This is a genomic window from Moorena bouillonii PNG, from assembly GCF_001942495.1.
Classification (GTDB): Bacteria; Cyanobacteriota; Cyanobacteriia; order Cyanobacteriales; family Coleofasciculaceae; genus Moorena; species Moorena bouillonii.
Map to the genome: position 1 here is coordinate 5,505,563 of NZ_MKZS01000001.1, position 15,765 is coordinate 5,521,327.

Annotated in this window: 12 protein-coding genes; 6 read left to right on the forward strand and 6 right to left on the reverse strand. The window is 45.2% G+C overall.

Going from position 1 to position 15,765, the window contains the following annotated elements; translation table 11 throughout:
* Nucleotide 1 precedes the first annotated feature (1 nt).
* A complete protein-coding gene (locus BJP37_RS22405; RefSeq protein ID WP_075902090.1) occupies nt 2-1,237 on the forward strand; it encodes a methionine gamma-lyase family protein in 1,236 nt (411 codons plus the stop codon).
* 76 nt (nt 1,238-1,313) lie between these two features.
* On the opposite strand, the gene BJP37_RS22410 is transcribed toward BJP37_RS22405, so the two are convergent.
* Together BJP37_RS22410 and BJP37_RS22415 are read right to left on the reverse strand one after the other, a co-directional pair.
* A complete protein-coding gene (locus tag BJP37_RS22410) occupies nt 1,314-2,606 on the reverse strand; it encodes a tetratricopeptide repeat protein (protein WP_229415412.1) in 1,293 nt (430 codons plus the stop codon).
* Nucleotides 2,607-2,730: 124 nt separating this feature from the next.
* A complete protein-coding gene (locus tag BJP37_RS22415; protein ID WP_075902092.1) occupies nt 2,731-4,410 on the reverse strand; it encodes a S8 family serine peptidase in 1,680 nt (559 codons plus the stop codon).
* A gap of 318 nt (nt 4,411-4,728) precedes the next feature.
* Between BJP37_RS22415 and BJP37_RS43800 the strand changes: the two genes are divergently transcribed.
* The 3 genes from BJP37_RS43800 (at nt 4,729) to BJP37_RS22425 (ending at nt 6,671) form a co-directional block, all read left to right on the forward strand.
* Nucleotides 4,729-4,860, forward strand: a complete 132-nt coding sequence (locus BJP37_RS43800; protein ID WP_269087045.1) for a hypothetical protein — start codon at nt 4,729-4,731, stop codon at nt 4,858-4,860.
* A gap of 20 nt (nt 4,861-4,880) precedes the next feature.
* Nucleotides 4,881-5,486, forward strand: a complete 606-nt coding sequence (locus tag BJP37_RS22420; RefSeq protein WP_075906358.1) for a DUF4340 domain-containing protein — start codon at nt 4,881-4,883, stop codon at nt 5,484-5,486.
* Between the two features lie 387 nt (nt 5,487-5,873).
* Complete coding sequence (locus BJP37_RS22425; protein ID WP_070394341.1) at nt 5,874-6,671, forward strand: SPFH domain-containing protein; 798 nt, start codon at nt 5,874-5,876, stop codon at nt 6,669-6,671.
* A gap of 317 nt (nt 6,672-6,988) precedes the next feature.
* On the opposite strand, the gene folP is transcribed toward BJP37_RS22425, so the two are convergent.
* The 4 genes from folP to BJP37_RS39790 form a co-directional block, all read right to left on the reverse strand.
* Nucleotides 6,989-7,849 carry a dihydropteroate synthase gene (folP, locus tag BJP37_RS22430; protein ID WP_229415413.1) on the reverse strand — a complete coding sequence of 287 codons (861 nt, stop codon included), beginning with the start codon at nt 7,847-7,849 and terminating at the stop codon, nt 6,989-6,991.
* A gap of 127 nt (nt 7,850-7,976) precedes the next feature.
* A complete protein-coding gene (gene tpiA / locus BJP37_RS22435) occupies nt 7,977-8,702 on the reverse strand; it encodes a triose-phosphate isomerase (protein WP_075902094.1) in 726 nt (241 codons plus the stop codon).
* 285 nt (nt 8,703-8,987) lie between these two features.
* On the reverse strand, nt 8,988-11,138 hold the full coding sequence (locus tag BJP37_RS22440) for a polyribonucleotide nucleotidyltransferase (protein WP_075902096.1): 2,151 nt from the start codon (nt 11,136-11,138) through the stop codon (nt 8,988-8,990).
* Entirely contained in the window at nt 11,107-11,310 is a 204-nt protein-coding gene (locus BJP37_RS39790) for a hypothetical protein (RefSeq protein ID WP_158069715.1), read from the reverse strand. The genes BJP37_RS22440 and BJP37_RS39790 overlap by 32 nt, the downstream gene beginning before the upstream one ends.
* A gap of 312 nt (nt 11,311-11,622) precedes the next feature.
* On the opposite strand from BJP37_RS39790, the gene BJP37_RS43805 reads away from it, so the two are divergent.
* Both BJP37_RS43805 and BJP37_RS22445 read left to right on the forward strand, forming a co-directional pair.
* Complete coding sequence (locus tag BJP37_RS43805; protein WP_269087046.1) at nt 11,623-11,748, forward strand: hypothetical protein; 126 nt, start codon at nt 11,623-11,625, stop codon at nt 11,746-11,748.
* A 186-nt stretch (nt 11,749-11,934) separates the two neighbouring features.
* Nucleotides 11,935-15,216: a sll1366 family intein-prone helicase gene (locus BJP37_RS22445; RefSeq protein WP_075902098.1), complete on the forward strand. Its 3,282-nt coding sequence runs from the start codon at nt 11,935-11,937 to the stop codon at nt 15,214-15,216.
* Nucleotides 15,217-15,765: the final 549 nt, after the last annotated feature.

The window sequence follows — 15,765 nt, forward strand, 5'->3', positions numbered from 1 at the left end:
AATGAACAGCTCTCAAAGGCTGCAAGCAGCAGAAAAAGCACTATTTCCGATCTTTTATGGTATTGACACCGCCGTCAAGCAAAATCTCAAAAAGGTACTGAATTCTTTTCGAGCACATCGTGTAGGAGTGCATCACTTTGCTAGTGTTTCAGGCTATGGACATGATGATTTAGGACGTAAAACTCTCGATCAGGTATTTGCTGATGTCATGGGAGCTGAATCTGCGGCTGTTCGCGTACAATTTGTATCCGGAACCCATGCGATCGCATCTTGCCTGTTTGGGGTATTGCGTCCTTCGGATGAAATGCTAGCGATTGCCGGTGCCCCTTACGATACCTTGGAAGAGGTGATTGGTTTACGAGGTGATGGTCAAGGTTCCCTACTAGAATTTGGGATTCGTTACCGCCAGTTGTCCCTAACTAGTGAGGGAAGTTTAGATTGGTCAGCCTTGGCAACAGCGGTAGGAGAGAATACCCGCCTGGTTTTCATTCAGCGTTCCTGTGGGTATTCTTGGCGAAAGAGTCTTTCAATATCAGAAATCGAAAAAATTGTCAAGCTTGTCAAACAACAAAATCCTGATACTATCTGTTTTGTCGATAACTGTTACGGGGAATTTGTAGAAGAGCGAGAACCAACAGCAGTAGGAGCAGATTTGATGGCGGGTTCCTTGATTAAAAATCCTGGGGGAACGATTGCTACTGCTGGAGGCTATGTCGCTGGAAAAGCTGACTTAGTTGAAGCGGCGACCTGTCGTCTGACTGCTCCAGGGATTGGTAGTTCAGGTGGGGCGACTTTCGATCAGAATCGATTGCTGTTTCAAGGATTATTCCTAGCTCCCCAAATGGTTGGTGAAGCCCTCAAAGGGAGTCATTTAATCGCTCATACTCTTTCAGAACTGGGTTATCCTGTCAATCCCCCACCGATGGTACCCCGTCGGGATGTGATTCAAGCAGTTGAGTTGGGTTCACCGGAAAAATTAATCGCTTTCTGTCGAGGGATACAACGGCATTCCCCGATAGGTTCCTACCTCGACCCTGTGCCAGCAGCAATGCCGGGTTATGAGAGTCAGTTAGTGATGGCTGGGGGGACTTTTATTGATGGCAGTACGTCGGAATTTTCTGCAGATGGTCCTTTAAAGGAGCCTTATATTGTGTTTTGTCAGGGCGGAACCCATTGGACTCATATTGCGATCGCATTAGAAGCTGCCATTGAAGCAATCGGAATAGCTGATAGCTGATAGCTGTTGGCGTAGCCTGCACGTAGCGCATATGATTCTTGTCGCTAGTCTTATCCATAGTTAAATTACTATAGCACTATCGTTCTAAATCCTTGATCACTTTCTCCCAATACCACTTTTCTGGCATTCCTGGGTATTTTCCTTTAGCCAAGTCAAGTAGGCGTGTTGCGATATCCGATTGTCCTCCTACCAGTCTCAGTAATCTTTGTTGCAACTCCCTACTAGGTTTAGTATTTGATGGTGCTTGTGATTCTTGATTGCTCGACCCCTCGGTCAGTTGTAATGGCTGTAGCTGTTTGAGTTTATCGAGTAGTTTCCGATAATTAGTCCAGTCTTGTTGATCGAAATACAGGTTTGCCGCTTGTTGATAATCTTCAAATGCTCCCCGTAGATCCTCAAACTTTTCACGAGCGGTTGCCCGATAACGATATGATTGAGCATCATTGGGTTTAAGAGTAATAACTCGGGAATAATCTTCGATGGCTTGCCGATAGTCTCCCATCTGGATATAGGCATTACCCCGATGAATCAAGACATCCCGATTTTCCGGATTGCTTTGTAGTAACTTGGTCAAGTCATCAATAGCTCCCCGGTAATCTCCCAGTTCAATGCGGACTAATCCTCGATGGTAACGGACCTGAGCATCTTGGGGATTTAGTTCCATAGCTTGACCAAGGTCTTGAATTGCTCTGCTGTAATTACGAAGTTTGCAGTGAACAATACCTCGATAGCAATAGGCTTGAGCATTTTTTGGGTCAACCTCAAGCAGCCAGTTGAAATCCTCCAAGGCTTCTCGGTATTTGCCTGTGTTAACTTTATTTATTGCTTGATGACAGAAATCTTTAGTCTGTGATCGACCTAAAGCTAGTATTTGCTGTTGTTGAATTTGATTGATACTCTCAAGACAACGACGACAATTTAATTTATCTTTTTGGTCTAGGTAGAGCTGAGCTGCTTGTTTAAATGATGCGATCGCAGCCTGATTATCTCCTAACTTACGGTAGGCACTACCTTGAAGCTTACAAGCAGCAGGCTGGTTAGGATTAATTTTAAGTATTTGATTGGCATCTTCTATTGCTCCAGTGGCATCTCCCAGTGCCAATCGAGCCAAACCTCGCCCGAAATAAACTTCAATACTTTCAGAATTGATTTGTAAAGCCTTAGTATAATCAGCGATCGCCCCTTGTTTATCCCCTAAGTCAAAGCGAGCCATAGCTCGTTTATAGTAGGCTTCGGCGAAGTTCGGATTAATCTCTAAGGCTTTGTCAAATTCCTCAATTGCTTCGTTCAAGTCTCCTTGACGAATTTTATCTATTCCTCGGTAGTAAAACTCTGCTTCCATTGCTTCTGACTCTGAATCAACTACCATTCCTACTTTAGTTGGTTTATTATTGTTTTTTTTGTAATGTTGATGAGTAAAATTTGAGAAAATTCATGAGTTTCCCGGATGTGAGTAAAGTTTCCAACTTTCCCTATCTTCTCCATCTTGCTTCTCATTGGGGATCTGGAACTGTCCACCAAGCCAAAGCATAAGCTTGAGACGGCTGATTAACCTGTTGTTGATACTGAACCCGAATTTTGTAGCGACCCTGAGCAGGGACTTGGCAGAAAATATGTTCCACAGCATCCGCTTCACTGATAGAAGCACAGACACTTTTGGTAATGTCCTCTTCTCCCACTGGCATTAAATAGAGGTCAAGATTATTCAAACCGCGATCGCGAAAACTCTCCCCAAAATCATAAGCATCATTATTATTCTCATCCTCTAACTCCACCAAACGGTCCCAAGCCAGAGTCAAGGAGATAAAACTTCCTTCTGCTAGGGGTTTTGTCAACACATAGTCCCGATAAGATGATTTCTCCACAGCACGGTAATCCCAACCCACTGGTGGCACTCCAATGCCACTGGGACTCCATTGGCCTAGTTTAAATTGCTGGTAAGCTCGAAACCCATTTAGATGTCCTGTCCCCATCTGCATATCCAGAGGAATTTTAGGGTCTTGGTAAGCATCAGACTCTAACCAGTGGTGATTATCCTTTGCGCGAATCGTGCGGCTCATGCCTAGTAGCATCCCATCACCGAGATCTTGGATTTTGTCAGCAGAATTAAGCAACACTGCCTTCATCACTTCATGGCGTCGGGAATCTGTACTCCAATTCATCCACAAGCGATGCAGCCCGGTATTGGGGGTTTCCGCCCTGAGGGACTGCATCAAGAATAGTTTTTGTTGTCTTGAGCGCAGCTTGCGCAAAGCGGAATCACCAAATTCCTGTAGCAATGCTACAGCACCAGTGATATGGGGAGCAGCAAAACTGGTACCACTGACCTGAGTCACTTTACCTTTGAGGTCATACAACGATATCTTGTTGCCAGGAGCTACCAAATTAATCGAGCGGCGGGAACCAACATTAATTTCTTGCCGAATCAGACGACGACCAATGCCAACTGGTAAAGCACTCAAGTTAGCAAAGTCTACCTTATTAAAAACTCCCTGACGCTTGGCTGTGTATGCTGCATTGATACCATTAAAATTATCTGTTGGGATCGGAATGCCCCCTTTCCCTTGGTTGCCAGCAATCACATACAAGACATCATGCACCCTAGCTGACCAATCGATACATAGAGTTAACAGCGCATTGCCATCCAGCACCGCTTCCTCCCTCGGGTCCCGCTGTAGGGATTCACCAAAACTAAAATTAATTGCCCGCACATCTGAGCCATTTTGCTGAGCAATATGCTGAGCCGCCAGGCACTCTTCTGGTTGTCCACTCCTAGACAGGGAGCCAACTGCTGAAGCGTAGAGTTTTGCATCAGGTGCTACTCCCCGCAAGGCTTTGTCTCGACTAACCATCACAGCTGCTACCATAGCCGCATGTTCATCAACATGGGTATTAGGTTTTGCGGGGGTGTTGCGATAAAATACTCCGGCAGGAGTTACTGTCCGATTCTTGATAGCGGCCTTATCCTTACCAAATAATCCAGGTCTACCAATTTCTACTTGCCCAATGGCAATTTTGCGACCGGTTAAATTATAGGGAGGTTGGTGTAACCGATAGACATTAATACCAGCTTCTGAGATTGATGTATCTAATCCCAAGGCTGGCGCGATTACCCCTGAGATACTTATACCACCCAATAGCCATACCAGTGTTTTTTGGATCGGAGTTTTCATAATTGTTTACACAGAGCGCTTTTATTGATCTCTTCCCTCTTTTCCCCTCCTGGGAGGGGTTAGGGGCTCACAGGGGTATTTTTTACATTTGGGTCGGGAGTCGGGAGTCGGGAATCGGGAATCGGGAGTCGGGAAAAGCGGGAAATGGGGAGAATTATCCCGGAAATCATGGTGTATTTTGATACATATGGGGATAAATTTACAGAAATTAATGGTGTATTTTGATACATATGGATAGAAGTTGATACCTAATAAAAGTACCTACTCGCCTCTTTATAAAAAACCTACCCTTGTAAGGGGGTTAGGGGTGGGTTCCTGTTGCCTGTTGCCTGTTGCCTGTTGCCTGTTGCCTACTCCCTACTCCCTACTCCCTACTCCCTACTCCCTACTCCCAAGGGCGGCGTACCTCACCCAATTGAGAATCCCTATAAAGTATTAAGCTGTGTTTAGCATCGATGCAGTTTAATCCCATGAAACTACAACGGACAACTCTGATTTTAGTCATTTCTGCCATCCTCCTCGGGGGAGGTGTATATATTTATGAAATTCAGGGTTCTGAAAAGCGAGAAGCTGCTAAAATCCCTAAAAAACCTATATTTAATTTCACTCAAGACGAGATTCAATCGTTTACTGTTAATAGTGATGACAAGACCTTAGTATTTGAGCGAGCCAGTGAGCCAGAATCGGGTTGGCGGATGAAAAAGCCGAAAGAGGGGATAGCTAGTGATGCGGTTGTTTCCTTTTTGTTGAACTTGCTGGCTCAGGGTAAAAGCGATCGCATTCTTACGGTTAGCCCTGACCAACTTCCAGAGTATGGATTGGACAAGCCCTCAGCAACTATAACAGTGAAACTGAAAAATCAGGACACTCCGAAGCTGATCTTAGGCAACTTGGACTTTACTCGCAGTTTCCTATATGCTCAAGTTTTACCACTGGATTCCAAATCTGAGCAGTTGGATGTACTGTTAGTGCCCGTGGACTTTCAGTATGCGGTCTCACGCCCCCTCTCAGAATGGCTGGTTAATCAGGAAAAGGCTGAAGAAGACAAGCCATCTGGTGGTGAAAAAACTGACTAGTACCAAATCGTAAGCAATCAGCAATCAGCATTCAGCATTCAGCTATCAGTTATCAGTTATCAGCCTTTGGCCTTGGCTCACGGCTGAATGGTTACACCAAATCGACTTTGATAACCTACTTTTTTAGTTCTTGCGGATCTTCCCTTTGTTGTCTTATCAGTTTCTAACTATAGGTGAGGGTAATGGTGAGGGTAATACCCCTCATCCACAGAAGTTAGGTTCTCCGTAGTTTTGATAACAGCTTTGACAGTCAACCCAGGGGTCGCTAGAGTGAAAGTTATCTATTATACACACATTTTGTGCTGTTCTATTGATAAAGTTATTTCTAGCAAACGCTAGCCGCAACATCAGTTAATTGATTAATCTCCTAATAGGAGCTCAAACACTATGGATATTCTTCTGAGCATACTTGCCCCAGTTGTTTTAGTAGCTTTTGGATACAGCGTCGGTACCACAAAAGTTGTCCAAGAGGGAAATGAAGCTCTAGTAGAACGCTTTGGTAAGTATCGTAAAAAACTAGACCCTGGTCTTAACTTCAATGTAGTTCCGTTTATAGACAAGATTGCTGTAGAAGAGAGTACCCGTGAACAGATTTTAGACATTGAACCTCAGCAAGCAATCACGAAAGATAATGTTCAGGTAGAAGTCGATGCCATCGTGTATTGGCAAATTTTAGATATGTACAAAGCGTTTTATGCTGTAGACAATGTTCATGAGGCGATTGAAAATTTAGTCATGACCACCCTGCGTTCTACCATTGGTCAGTTGGAACTAGATGAGACTTATGCCTCTCGAGACAGAATCAATCAGAACTTATTGCAACAACTAGATGATGCCTCTGCTGATTGGGGAGTCAAGGTGATGCGGGTTGAGGTGCAAGAGATTAAACCACCCCAGACTATTATCGATGCCCTAGAGAAGGAGCGAGCTGCTAAGAGTGAGAAACAAGCCAAAATTTTACAGGCTGAAGGTACAGTGGAGTCAATCCAAATGATCTCCAAAGCTCTTCAAGAGCAAGCTAATACTCAGAAAGTCCTACAGTTTCTGATCGCTCAACGCTATGTAGAAGCCAATGAAAAATTAGGTGAAAGCAGCAATTCTAAAGTCGTCTTTATGGATCCAAAAGCACTGAGCGAAGCCATGACTGATTTGCTTCAAACTGAATCTGTGGGCGAGAGTAATTAGGGCAATAATAATGTAAGCATTCAGTCGTCAGCTGTCAGCCGTGAGCTAAAGGCTCACGCGTGCGCGTTCAGCAGACGAAACAGAGATTAAACCAATGCTTACCTCTTGTCTTGATACAGTCGCTCATGGGGGAAACCCCCTGTTCCGAAGCTGCATCGCTTATTCAAAAGCACCGATCTAGTAGCGTGGGCGTAGCACATTAGCACCGATCTAGTAGCGTGTGCGTAGCACATTAGCTGAATGCTGTTCGCGTAGCGTGCGCGTAGCGCTTTAGCTGAATGCTGATAACTGATAGCTGAATGCTGATAACTGAATACTTACACACGCCAAATCGCATCAGCAACACGGCAGACATCATGGAGCTGGCGAACATCGTGTAACCGCAGGATGTCTGCTGAACCGGCAATGGCACTGCAACAAGCCGCAGCAGTTCCCCAAATTCTACCCTTGGGGTCTGGTTGATTGATGATTCGTCCAATAAAGCTTTTCCGAGATACTCCGACTAACATCGGTACACCAAGGGCATCAAACCTAGGGAGTTGCCGCAGAATCTCTACACTTTGCTCAGCGGTTTTGGCAAAACCAATGCCTGGGTCAATAATAATATGCGATCGCTTAATTCCTGCTGCGATTGCGGCATTGACCTGCTCCTCCAGAAAGCTATAGATTTCCCCAATTAAGTCTTGATAATCAGTTAGTTTTTGCATGGAAACGGGGGTGCCTCGGATATGCATTAAGACAATGGGTACCCCCAACTGGGCTACGACTGGAAACATGTCTGGGTCAAATGTGCCACCGGAAATATCATTGACCATATCCGCACCAGCTTCTACCGCAGCCTTAGCCACAGATGCTCTAGTGGTATCGACAGAAATGGGTATCTTCAGCACTAAACCCATTGCCTCTACCACAGGCAGAACTCGTTTCAGTTCCTCGGCTAGGGAAATTTGCTCAGCACCAGGTCGAGTCGATTGACCACCAATATCGATAATATCAGCACCAGCATTTACCAGATCGTAAGCTTGCCTTAAGGCAGCTTCTAGGGTATAGTGTTCACCGCCATCACTAAAACTATCGGGGGTAACGTTCAAGATACCCATGATATAGGTTCGTTTACCCCAGTCGAAAGAATAGTTCTGGATGGTTAATTTTCCTTTATCCATCACTATATAGATCATGGCTAATTGCGAATTAAAAATTGCCCATTGCAATTAACCAATTAACTAACTAATAATAAGCTAACTAACAATTAACAATTAACAATTAACAATTAACAATTAACAATTAGCCAATGACTAATCACAACTACTGATAATTGACAATCCTGGCAAAGCTCGCAGGTTCCAAGCTTCCTCCGCCCACCAGTACTCCATCAATTTCTGATTGAGCCATAATTTCATCAATATTCTTGGGTTTGACGGAGCCACCATATTGAATTGGGACATTAGCTTCCTTTAGCTTAGAGCGAATCAATCCAATGATTCGATTCGCTTCTGATGCATCACAAGTGTCGCCAGTACCAATTGCCCAAATCGGTTCGTAAGCAATCACTAAATTTTGCTGGTCAACGTTGACTAGGTCTTTTTCCAACTGCTTGGTAATAATGTCTTCTGTTTCACCAGCATCCCGTTGTGCTTTCGTTTCCCCAACACACAGAATCGGAATCAAACCATGACGCTGAGCAGCGTGAAGGCGTTTATTAACGGTTTCATCAGTTTCGCCGAAGTATTGACGCCGTTCACTATGACCAACAATGACATAGCGCACACCAATTTCCTTGAGCATCCCACCAGCAATTTCACCAGTGTAGGCTCCAGCATTTTCCCAGTGGATATTCTGAGCCCCGATCTGTACAGGAGTATTTTGTACATGCTCAGACATCACACCCAAGTCGGTGAAGGGAGCACACAGAACAACCTCCCGTTCTATGGGAGTTTGCTCCAGCTCAGGCAAAAATCCCTTTAAAAACTCAGCGGTTTCCGCTTGAGTTTTGTACATTTTCCAGTTACCAGCTATAACAATTTTCCGCACAGCTTAACTAAATCATCTCTAAACCATAATGCATTATTTAGTTTAAAGCTTTTACTTACGCCAATATCAGAAATGTTAGACTTTTGCTGGTCATTGACCTGATCAGACGATACTCCTAGGGTAAATTCAGGGAAGCATCATCAGAGTAAGGTCAATTTATTCCCCCAACTCCCCAGACGCTTCTTACATCTGTTCTGTGACATCTCCCGACATTGATACAAGCAGCAAAAGCTGTCGGTGTTAACTTTTGCCTCTTGCCTCTTGCCAATGCCATTGCCCGTAGCGCTATAACGCTGCTGCTTCCCTTGCTGCGGCAGCTTCGTCGGGATGAATGTTCAAACGGGTTAAATTAAGACGACCCTTGTTGTCAATTTCCCGTATTTTGACAACTACCTCATCTCCTACCGCTAACTCATCTTCCACTTTGCCAACTCGGTAGTCAGCTAGTTGGGAAATGTGAATCATACCTTCTTTGCCAGGAAGTATTTCCACAAAGGCACCAATGGGAATAATTCGGGTGACACGACCAACATAGACATCCCCTTCATTCAGCTTGCGGGTTAAGCCTTGGATGATACTGATAGCTTTTGTAGCTCTGTCCCCATCCATAGCAGATACGGTAACTGTACCGTCATCTTCAATATCGATTTTTGCCCCAGTTTGCTCGGTAATTCCTTTAATTGTCTTACCCCCTGGACCAATCACGGTACCAATGAACTCTGGATCAATCCTCATGGTTAAGAGGCGAGGAGCAAAGGGTGACATGTCTGTGGAGGGTGTGTCAATCACCGCCAGCATCTTTTCTAGGATATGCAGTCTGGCCGGTTTGGCTTGCTCAATGGCCTGGGCTATGGTATCCATGGACAGACCAGTGATTTTCATGTCCATTTGCAAAGCCGTGATGCCAGTATCGGTACCAGCGACTTTGAAGTCCATGTCACCCAAAAAGTCTTCAATACCTTGAATATCGGTGAGAATGCGGACTTCCTCTCCTTCTTTGATCAAACCCATGGCTGCACCACTAACGGGTTTGGTAATGGGTACACCTGAATCCATCAAGGCCAGTGTTGAACCACAAACCGAGCCCATGGAGGTGGAACCATTGGAGGAGAGCACTTCCGATACCACTCGGATCACATAGGGAAACTCGTGTTGAGGGGGCAACACGGGGACTAATGCTCGTTCAGCTAAGGCTCCGTGACCAATTTCACGCCGTCCGGGCGATCGCAATGGCTTGACTTCCCCGACAGAAAAGGGTGGGAAATTGTAGTGGTGCAGATAGCGCTTCTCATCTTCTGGGTTAAGGTCATCTAGAGTTTGGGCATCTCCAGGTGTTCCCAAGGTAACTGTGGATAGGACTTGGGTTAGTCCTCGGTTGAACAAAGCGCTACCATGAACTCGCTGAGGTAATAAACTGGTTTGACAAGAGACAGGACGCACTTGGTCTAGCTTGCGACCATCTACGCGCACTCCGTCTTCAACAATCTGAGTACGCATCAGTTTTTTGGTGAGGCTTTTGAACAGCTTATCGACTAATGCGCTATCTTCAGTAACCGCTACACGGATTGGGTCATCCTCTTTGAGTTCGACAATTTCTGCTTTGACAGCAGTGTCCTTAACTTTATCTAAGGCAACATCCCGACCCTTTTTGTCCAGGTCAAATTGCGAGAGGATAGCTTTAATTTTTTCAGTGGCGCGGACGCGGATAAATTCTTCTAGATTCGAGTCTACGGCTGGGGGTTCGCCAATCACTATTTCAATTCCCAACTCCTCAAGCAGGTCTTGCTGGGCTTTGATCAAGTCTTGTACCGCTTCGTAGCCGAAGTCAATGGCCTCGATTATATCTTGTTCCGGTAATTGATTGGCACCGGCTTCTACCATAATTACCCCTTGTGGGGAACCAGCCACGATTAAGTCCAAGTCACCGTTTTCGATTTCTTTGTAGGTGGGATTAATCATAAAATCATCCCCGAGTAAGCCTACCCTTACAGCTGCCATCGGTCCATAGAAGGGAATCTTACCCTGCAACACCGCAATCGATGCACCAGTAACTGCCAAAACATCTGGCGGTACTTGTTCATCCATAGACAGGGTAGTTGCTACAATCTGTATATCATCTCGTAGCCAACTGGGAAATAACGGACGCAAGGGACGGTCAATTAGACGGCTAGTTAGGATAACTTTTTCTGGAGGACGGCCTTCCCGCCTGAGGAAACCACCTGGAATCCGACCTGCTGCGTAGAGTCTTTCTTCGTAGTCAACTACCAAGGGCAGAAAATCGACCCCTTCTCGACCAGGGGCACGAGTTGCTGTCACTAAAACTGCTGTATCCCCCGACTGTATCATTACTGAACCACCAGATTGAGGGGCAAGTAGACCTACTTTGAGTCTAATATCCCGTCCATCAAAGGATATTGACTTGTCTATCTCTACCATTTCGGTACTTTTTCCTTCTTTGTTTGATCACTGTTCTCGTTCTGTCGCAATCGTAGCATTTATCACTCGGGGGGGTGGTAAGTAGGAAAGGGAGTAGGGAGCAGGGAGTAGGGAGTAGGGAGTAGGGAGTGGGGAGTAGGGAGTAGGGAGCAATGAAAAAATTTCTATGCACCTGATTAGACTAGTAAACGCTATACTTCTTTATGGTGTTTGACTAAGGGATCAACTCCTTGACGCCTGCGGTTACTTTATTTTTGAAAGTGGCCAAGTTTGTTGTGGAGTCACATCAGCGGTTTTTTAGAGTTTGAAGACTACTGAATACTCTAAGTAAAAGCCATGGCTTTTACTTCAGGTTTTACCGTTTTTTGTTATTGCAAAATCGAATTAAGGTAGTCTCTATCAAGTTTTTTGATAAGCGAATATTTTTTATGTAATGGTTGAAATAACTGGAGAGAATCTCCCCTAATCAGCTAAAAAAATAAGTTTGCTTACTTCAATTAATATAGTAATCTCAAGGAATTATGATAATTTGTGTTTCTCGATTCCCGATTCCCGATTCCCGATTCCCGATTCCCTTTGTTATATAGCAATTCTATATCCCATAAGGTAGAAATTGATCCCCCTAAATCCCCCTTAATAAGGGGGACTTTGAGATTAAAAAGCTTACCTAATAACTGCGAGAAACGCTATACAATCTATTAATCAGATAGGATAGCTGTTCATCCTAAGGGATAAATTCAGCAAATTTGATCGACAAAACCTGGACTAGATAACAGAAAAAGACACAAAAATTATTATGGCAACGTTACATGGCAGTTGGATACCTAGGGAAACTAATGGTCATCTATTTATTTGGGGAGAAACCTGGCGCACGAAGGCGCAGATATCAACTACTGCCAATGAGATGTCATGTCACCCGTTTGCCATGACTGAGGAAGAATTGACGTCTTTTTTAGAGTCTCGTAGTCTGTCCATTGGTCAATTTTTAGAGGTGTCTGAGAAGTCCCGTTCAGGTAGTCGTAAGCGTAGTGCTCAACCGCATCACCATTCCTGGCAGTCTCAAATTGTTCTGTTACCTACTGAAGCATCATCCAAGGGTGAGCCAGGTTATCCAGTGCTGTCTAGCAAAGTGTTTTTAGATACTGCAGACGATAGTGCAGAGGCTGGCCAGTGGGAATTGCAACCATGGCAAGTGCAAGGGGTAAGTCTGGAACCGATGGCAGCGGTAAGATTCCTGCAAGCTTTACCCCTGGGCTCTTTTGAAGGCTCAGACGCTTACCTGGGAGGGGAGTTGCGTTTTTGGTCTCAGGTGATGCGGTGGAGCTTGGATCTGCTGAGTCGGGGTAAGTTTTTACCAGGAGTGTACCGATTGCCTGATGGTAAGGTAAGGGCTTGCTGGCAACCTCTGCTTGATAGTACTACCGATCAAGTCCGTCTAGAAACCTATATCAAGCTCATGCCCTCGGCTTGCTGTGCTTATCCACAACAGGAACAGGTTACTTCTCCACAGTTGACCCTTCAACCTACAACCGATTTGGTTAAGGCTCAGGAATTGCTACTGGGATTCTTGAGTAGTGTGGTTAATACACAGGTACAAAATTTTGTCAAGGGTGAGTCGGTGCCAGTAGTAGATTCACCGATGGTGGAATGGTTGCGATCGCTTTCTTCTAATTCAGATAATTCAGATAATTCAGATAATTCAGAAACCCTAGCCCTAGAGTCAACAACCCTAGGTCGATTAGCCGCAGCCCTCTCGACTTGGAACACTCCGGTGCAACAGAATTTAGTCACACCGACGTCCAAGAGGTTGAGCCACAACCTGTTTCGCACTTGTTTTATCCTGAAGCCTCCTACGTCTGACCAAGAGAGTTGGGGCTTGGCCTATGGCTTACAAGCGGTTGATGACCCAGACCTGGTGGTGGATGCTGAGACAATCTGGAATTACTCAGGAGAGCGATTGGAGATTAAGCAGCGAAGCATTGAACAACCTCAGGAAACGTTCCTGAAAGGGTTAGGATTAGCGACTCGACTCTATCCTCCCATTGAACCTAGCTTACACCAACCCCGTCCTGAGTTTTGTGAGCTAACCATAGTAGATGTGTATGAGTTCATTAGGGCGAGTGCATGGCGGTTGCAAAACAATGGCTTGGGTATTGTCTTACCCCCAGGATTGAAACCAGGCACGGGAGCCAAACGCTTGGGGATTAGTCTTGTGGCGGAAGTGCCACCACAAAAGAAGAATCAACGGTTAGGACTCCAAAGCTTACTGAAGTTTAAGTGGCAACTGGCGATTGGAGATAAAACCATCTCGAAGCGGGAGTTTAATCGCTTGATGGCACTGAAATCTCCCCTAGTGGAGGTGGATGGGGAATGGATGGCGTTACAACCGTCTGATGTCCGTGCAGCTCAAGAGATGTTTAAGGGTTCGACAGATAACATGACTCTGTCGGTAGAGGATGCTTTGCGGATCACTACTGGTGATAATAATACCTTGGCAAAACTACCGGTAGTAAAGTTTGAAGCATCGGGAGCGTTGCAAGAGTTAATTACTAACTTACAGGGGAATCAATCCCTGGAGCCGATTCCTCAACCTGCTAGTTTTCAGGGGCAATTGCGACCCTATCAAGCTAGAGGTATGGGCTGGCTGGCGTTTCTGGAACGTTGGGGTTTGGGTGCTTGTCTGGCGGATGATATGGGCCTTGGTAAGACGGCACAACTGATTGCGTTTCTGTTGCATCTTCAGGAAGAAGGTACCCTCAATGGACCCTGCTTAGTGGTATGTCCGACCTCTGTGCTAGGAAACTGGGAACGGGAAGTAAAGAAATTTGCGCCATCCCTGAAAACTATTGTCCATCACGGGGATAAACGCTCGAAAGGGAAAACCTTTGCTAAGGCAGTGAAGACTAAGCAGGTGATCATTACCAGTTATTCTTTAGTACATCGGGATGCGACTACCCTGGATGGGGTGGAATGGCAGGGGGTGGTGCTGGATGAAGCTCAGAATATTAAGAATCCTAGCGCTAAGCAATCCCAAGCGGTCAAGCAACTTTCCACTAGCTTTCGGATTGCCTTAACCGGTACTCCCGTGGAAAATCGGTTGTCGGAATTGTGGTCAATTATCGATTTTCTCAATCCTGGGTATTTAGGCGATCGCCAATTTTTCCAACGTCGATTTGCTGTACCCATTGAGAAGTTTGGCGACCGGGATTCGTTGCAGACCATGCGATCGCTAGTGCAACCGTTTATCCTCCGTCGCCTCAAAACCGATAAGTCTATTATTCAAGATTTGCCCGAAAAGCAGGAAATGAATGTTTTTTGTGGTCTTTCCGCAGCCCAAGCTACGGTTTATCAACAGTTGGTGGATGATTCTTTAGCACAAATTGAAGAGGCTGAGGGGATTAAGCGCAAGGGCATGATTTTGACCTTGTTGTTGAGACTCAAGCAACTGTGTAATCATCCCGCACTGTTGGACAGTAAAGGGAAAAAGACTAAGGGGAAAACAGGAGATAATTCGTTAATGTCTAGCCAGCAGTCGGGTAAGTTACGACGGTTGGAAGAAATGTTAGAAGAGGCGATTTCTGAGGGAGACCGTGGCTTAATTTTTACCCAATTTTCGGAATGGGGTAAATTGCTGAAACCCTATTTAGAGCAAAAATTCGGCAAAGAAGTTTTATTCCTCTATGGCGCAACTCGTAAGAAACAACGGGAGGAAATGATTGATCGGTTCCAGAATGACCCGGATGGTCCATCGATATTTATTCTTTCTCTGAAAGCCGGTGGCACTGGATTGAATTTAACGAGAGCTAATCATGTGTTTCATGTGGACCGCTGGTGGAATCCAGCCGTGGAAAATCAAGCCACTGACCGCGTCTTTCGGATTGGTCAAAAACGCAATGTTCAAGTCCATAAGTTTATCTGTACTGGTACTGTGGAAGAAAAGATTAATGACATTATTGAAAGTAAGAAACAGTTAGCGGAACAAACTGTAGATGCTGGAGAAGATTGGTTGACGGAAATGAATACGGAACAATTGCGGGATTTGGTGTTGCTTGACCGGAGTGCGGTTATTGATGATTAATTTGAGGGAATCGGGAATCGGGAATCGGGAATCGGGAATCGGGAGTAGTTGCGTAGGGTGGGCAAAATTCTATGATCTAGAATTGTTACAAGCACCAAAGGGTTTTTGCCCACCTGACCAGCCTACTGATCCCCCTAAATCCCCCTTAATAAGGGGGACTTTTTAAGACTTATACTGATACTTTTACCAGAGTGCGTAGGGTGGGCAAAATTCTATTATCTAGAATTGTTACAAGCACCAAAGGTTTTTTGCCCACCTGACCAGCCTACTGATCCCCCTAAATCCCCCTTAATAAGGGGGACTTTTTAAGACTTATACTGATACTTTTACCAGAGTGCGTAGGGTGGGCAAAATTCTATAATCTAGAATTGTTAAAAGAATCAACTGGTTTTTGCCCACCAGCAGTTGCGTAGGGTGGGCTGAATTAAGGAATGAATAGGAGTAGAGTGGGCATCCTGCCAGCCCGAAAATATATTGAAACTGGCAAGATGCCAGTGTCTTGATGCAGTCGCTCATGGGGGAAACCCCCAAGACCGCGCTGCATCGCTG

Coding starts and splice junctions, on each gene's coding strand:
- BJP37_RS22425 (WP_070394341.1), top strand. CDS start 5,874: ATGGATATTCTTCTGAGCATACTTGCCCCAGTTGTTTTAGTAGCTTTT.
- BJP37_RS22415 (WP_075902092.1), bottom strand. CDS start 4,410: ATGAAAACTCCGATCCAAAAAACACTGGTATGGCTATTGGGTGGTATA.
- BJP37_RS22420 (WP_075906358.1), top strand. CDS start 4,881: ATGAAACTACAACGGACAACTCTGATTTTAGTCATTTCTGCCATCCTC.
- BJP37_RS22445 (WP_075902098.1), top strand. CDS start 11,935: ATGGCAACGTTACATGGCAGTTGGATACCTAGGGAAACTAATGGTCAT.
- folP (WP_229415413.1), bottom strand. CDS start 7,849: ATGATCTATATAGTGATGGATAAAGGAAAATTAACCATCCAGAACTAT.
- BJP37_RS22405 (WP_075902090.1), top strand. CDS start 2: ATGAACAGCTCTCAAAGGCTGCAAGCAGCAGAAAAAGCACTATTTCCG.
- BJP37_RS22440 (WP_075902096.1), bottom strand. CDS start 11,138: ATGGTAGAGATAGACAAGTCAATATCCTTTGATGGACGGGATATTAGA.
- BJP37_RS22410 (WP_229415412.1), bottom strand. CDS start 2,606: ATGGTAGTTGATTCAGAGTCAGAAGCAATGGAAGCAGAGTTTTACTAC.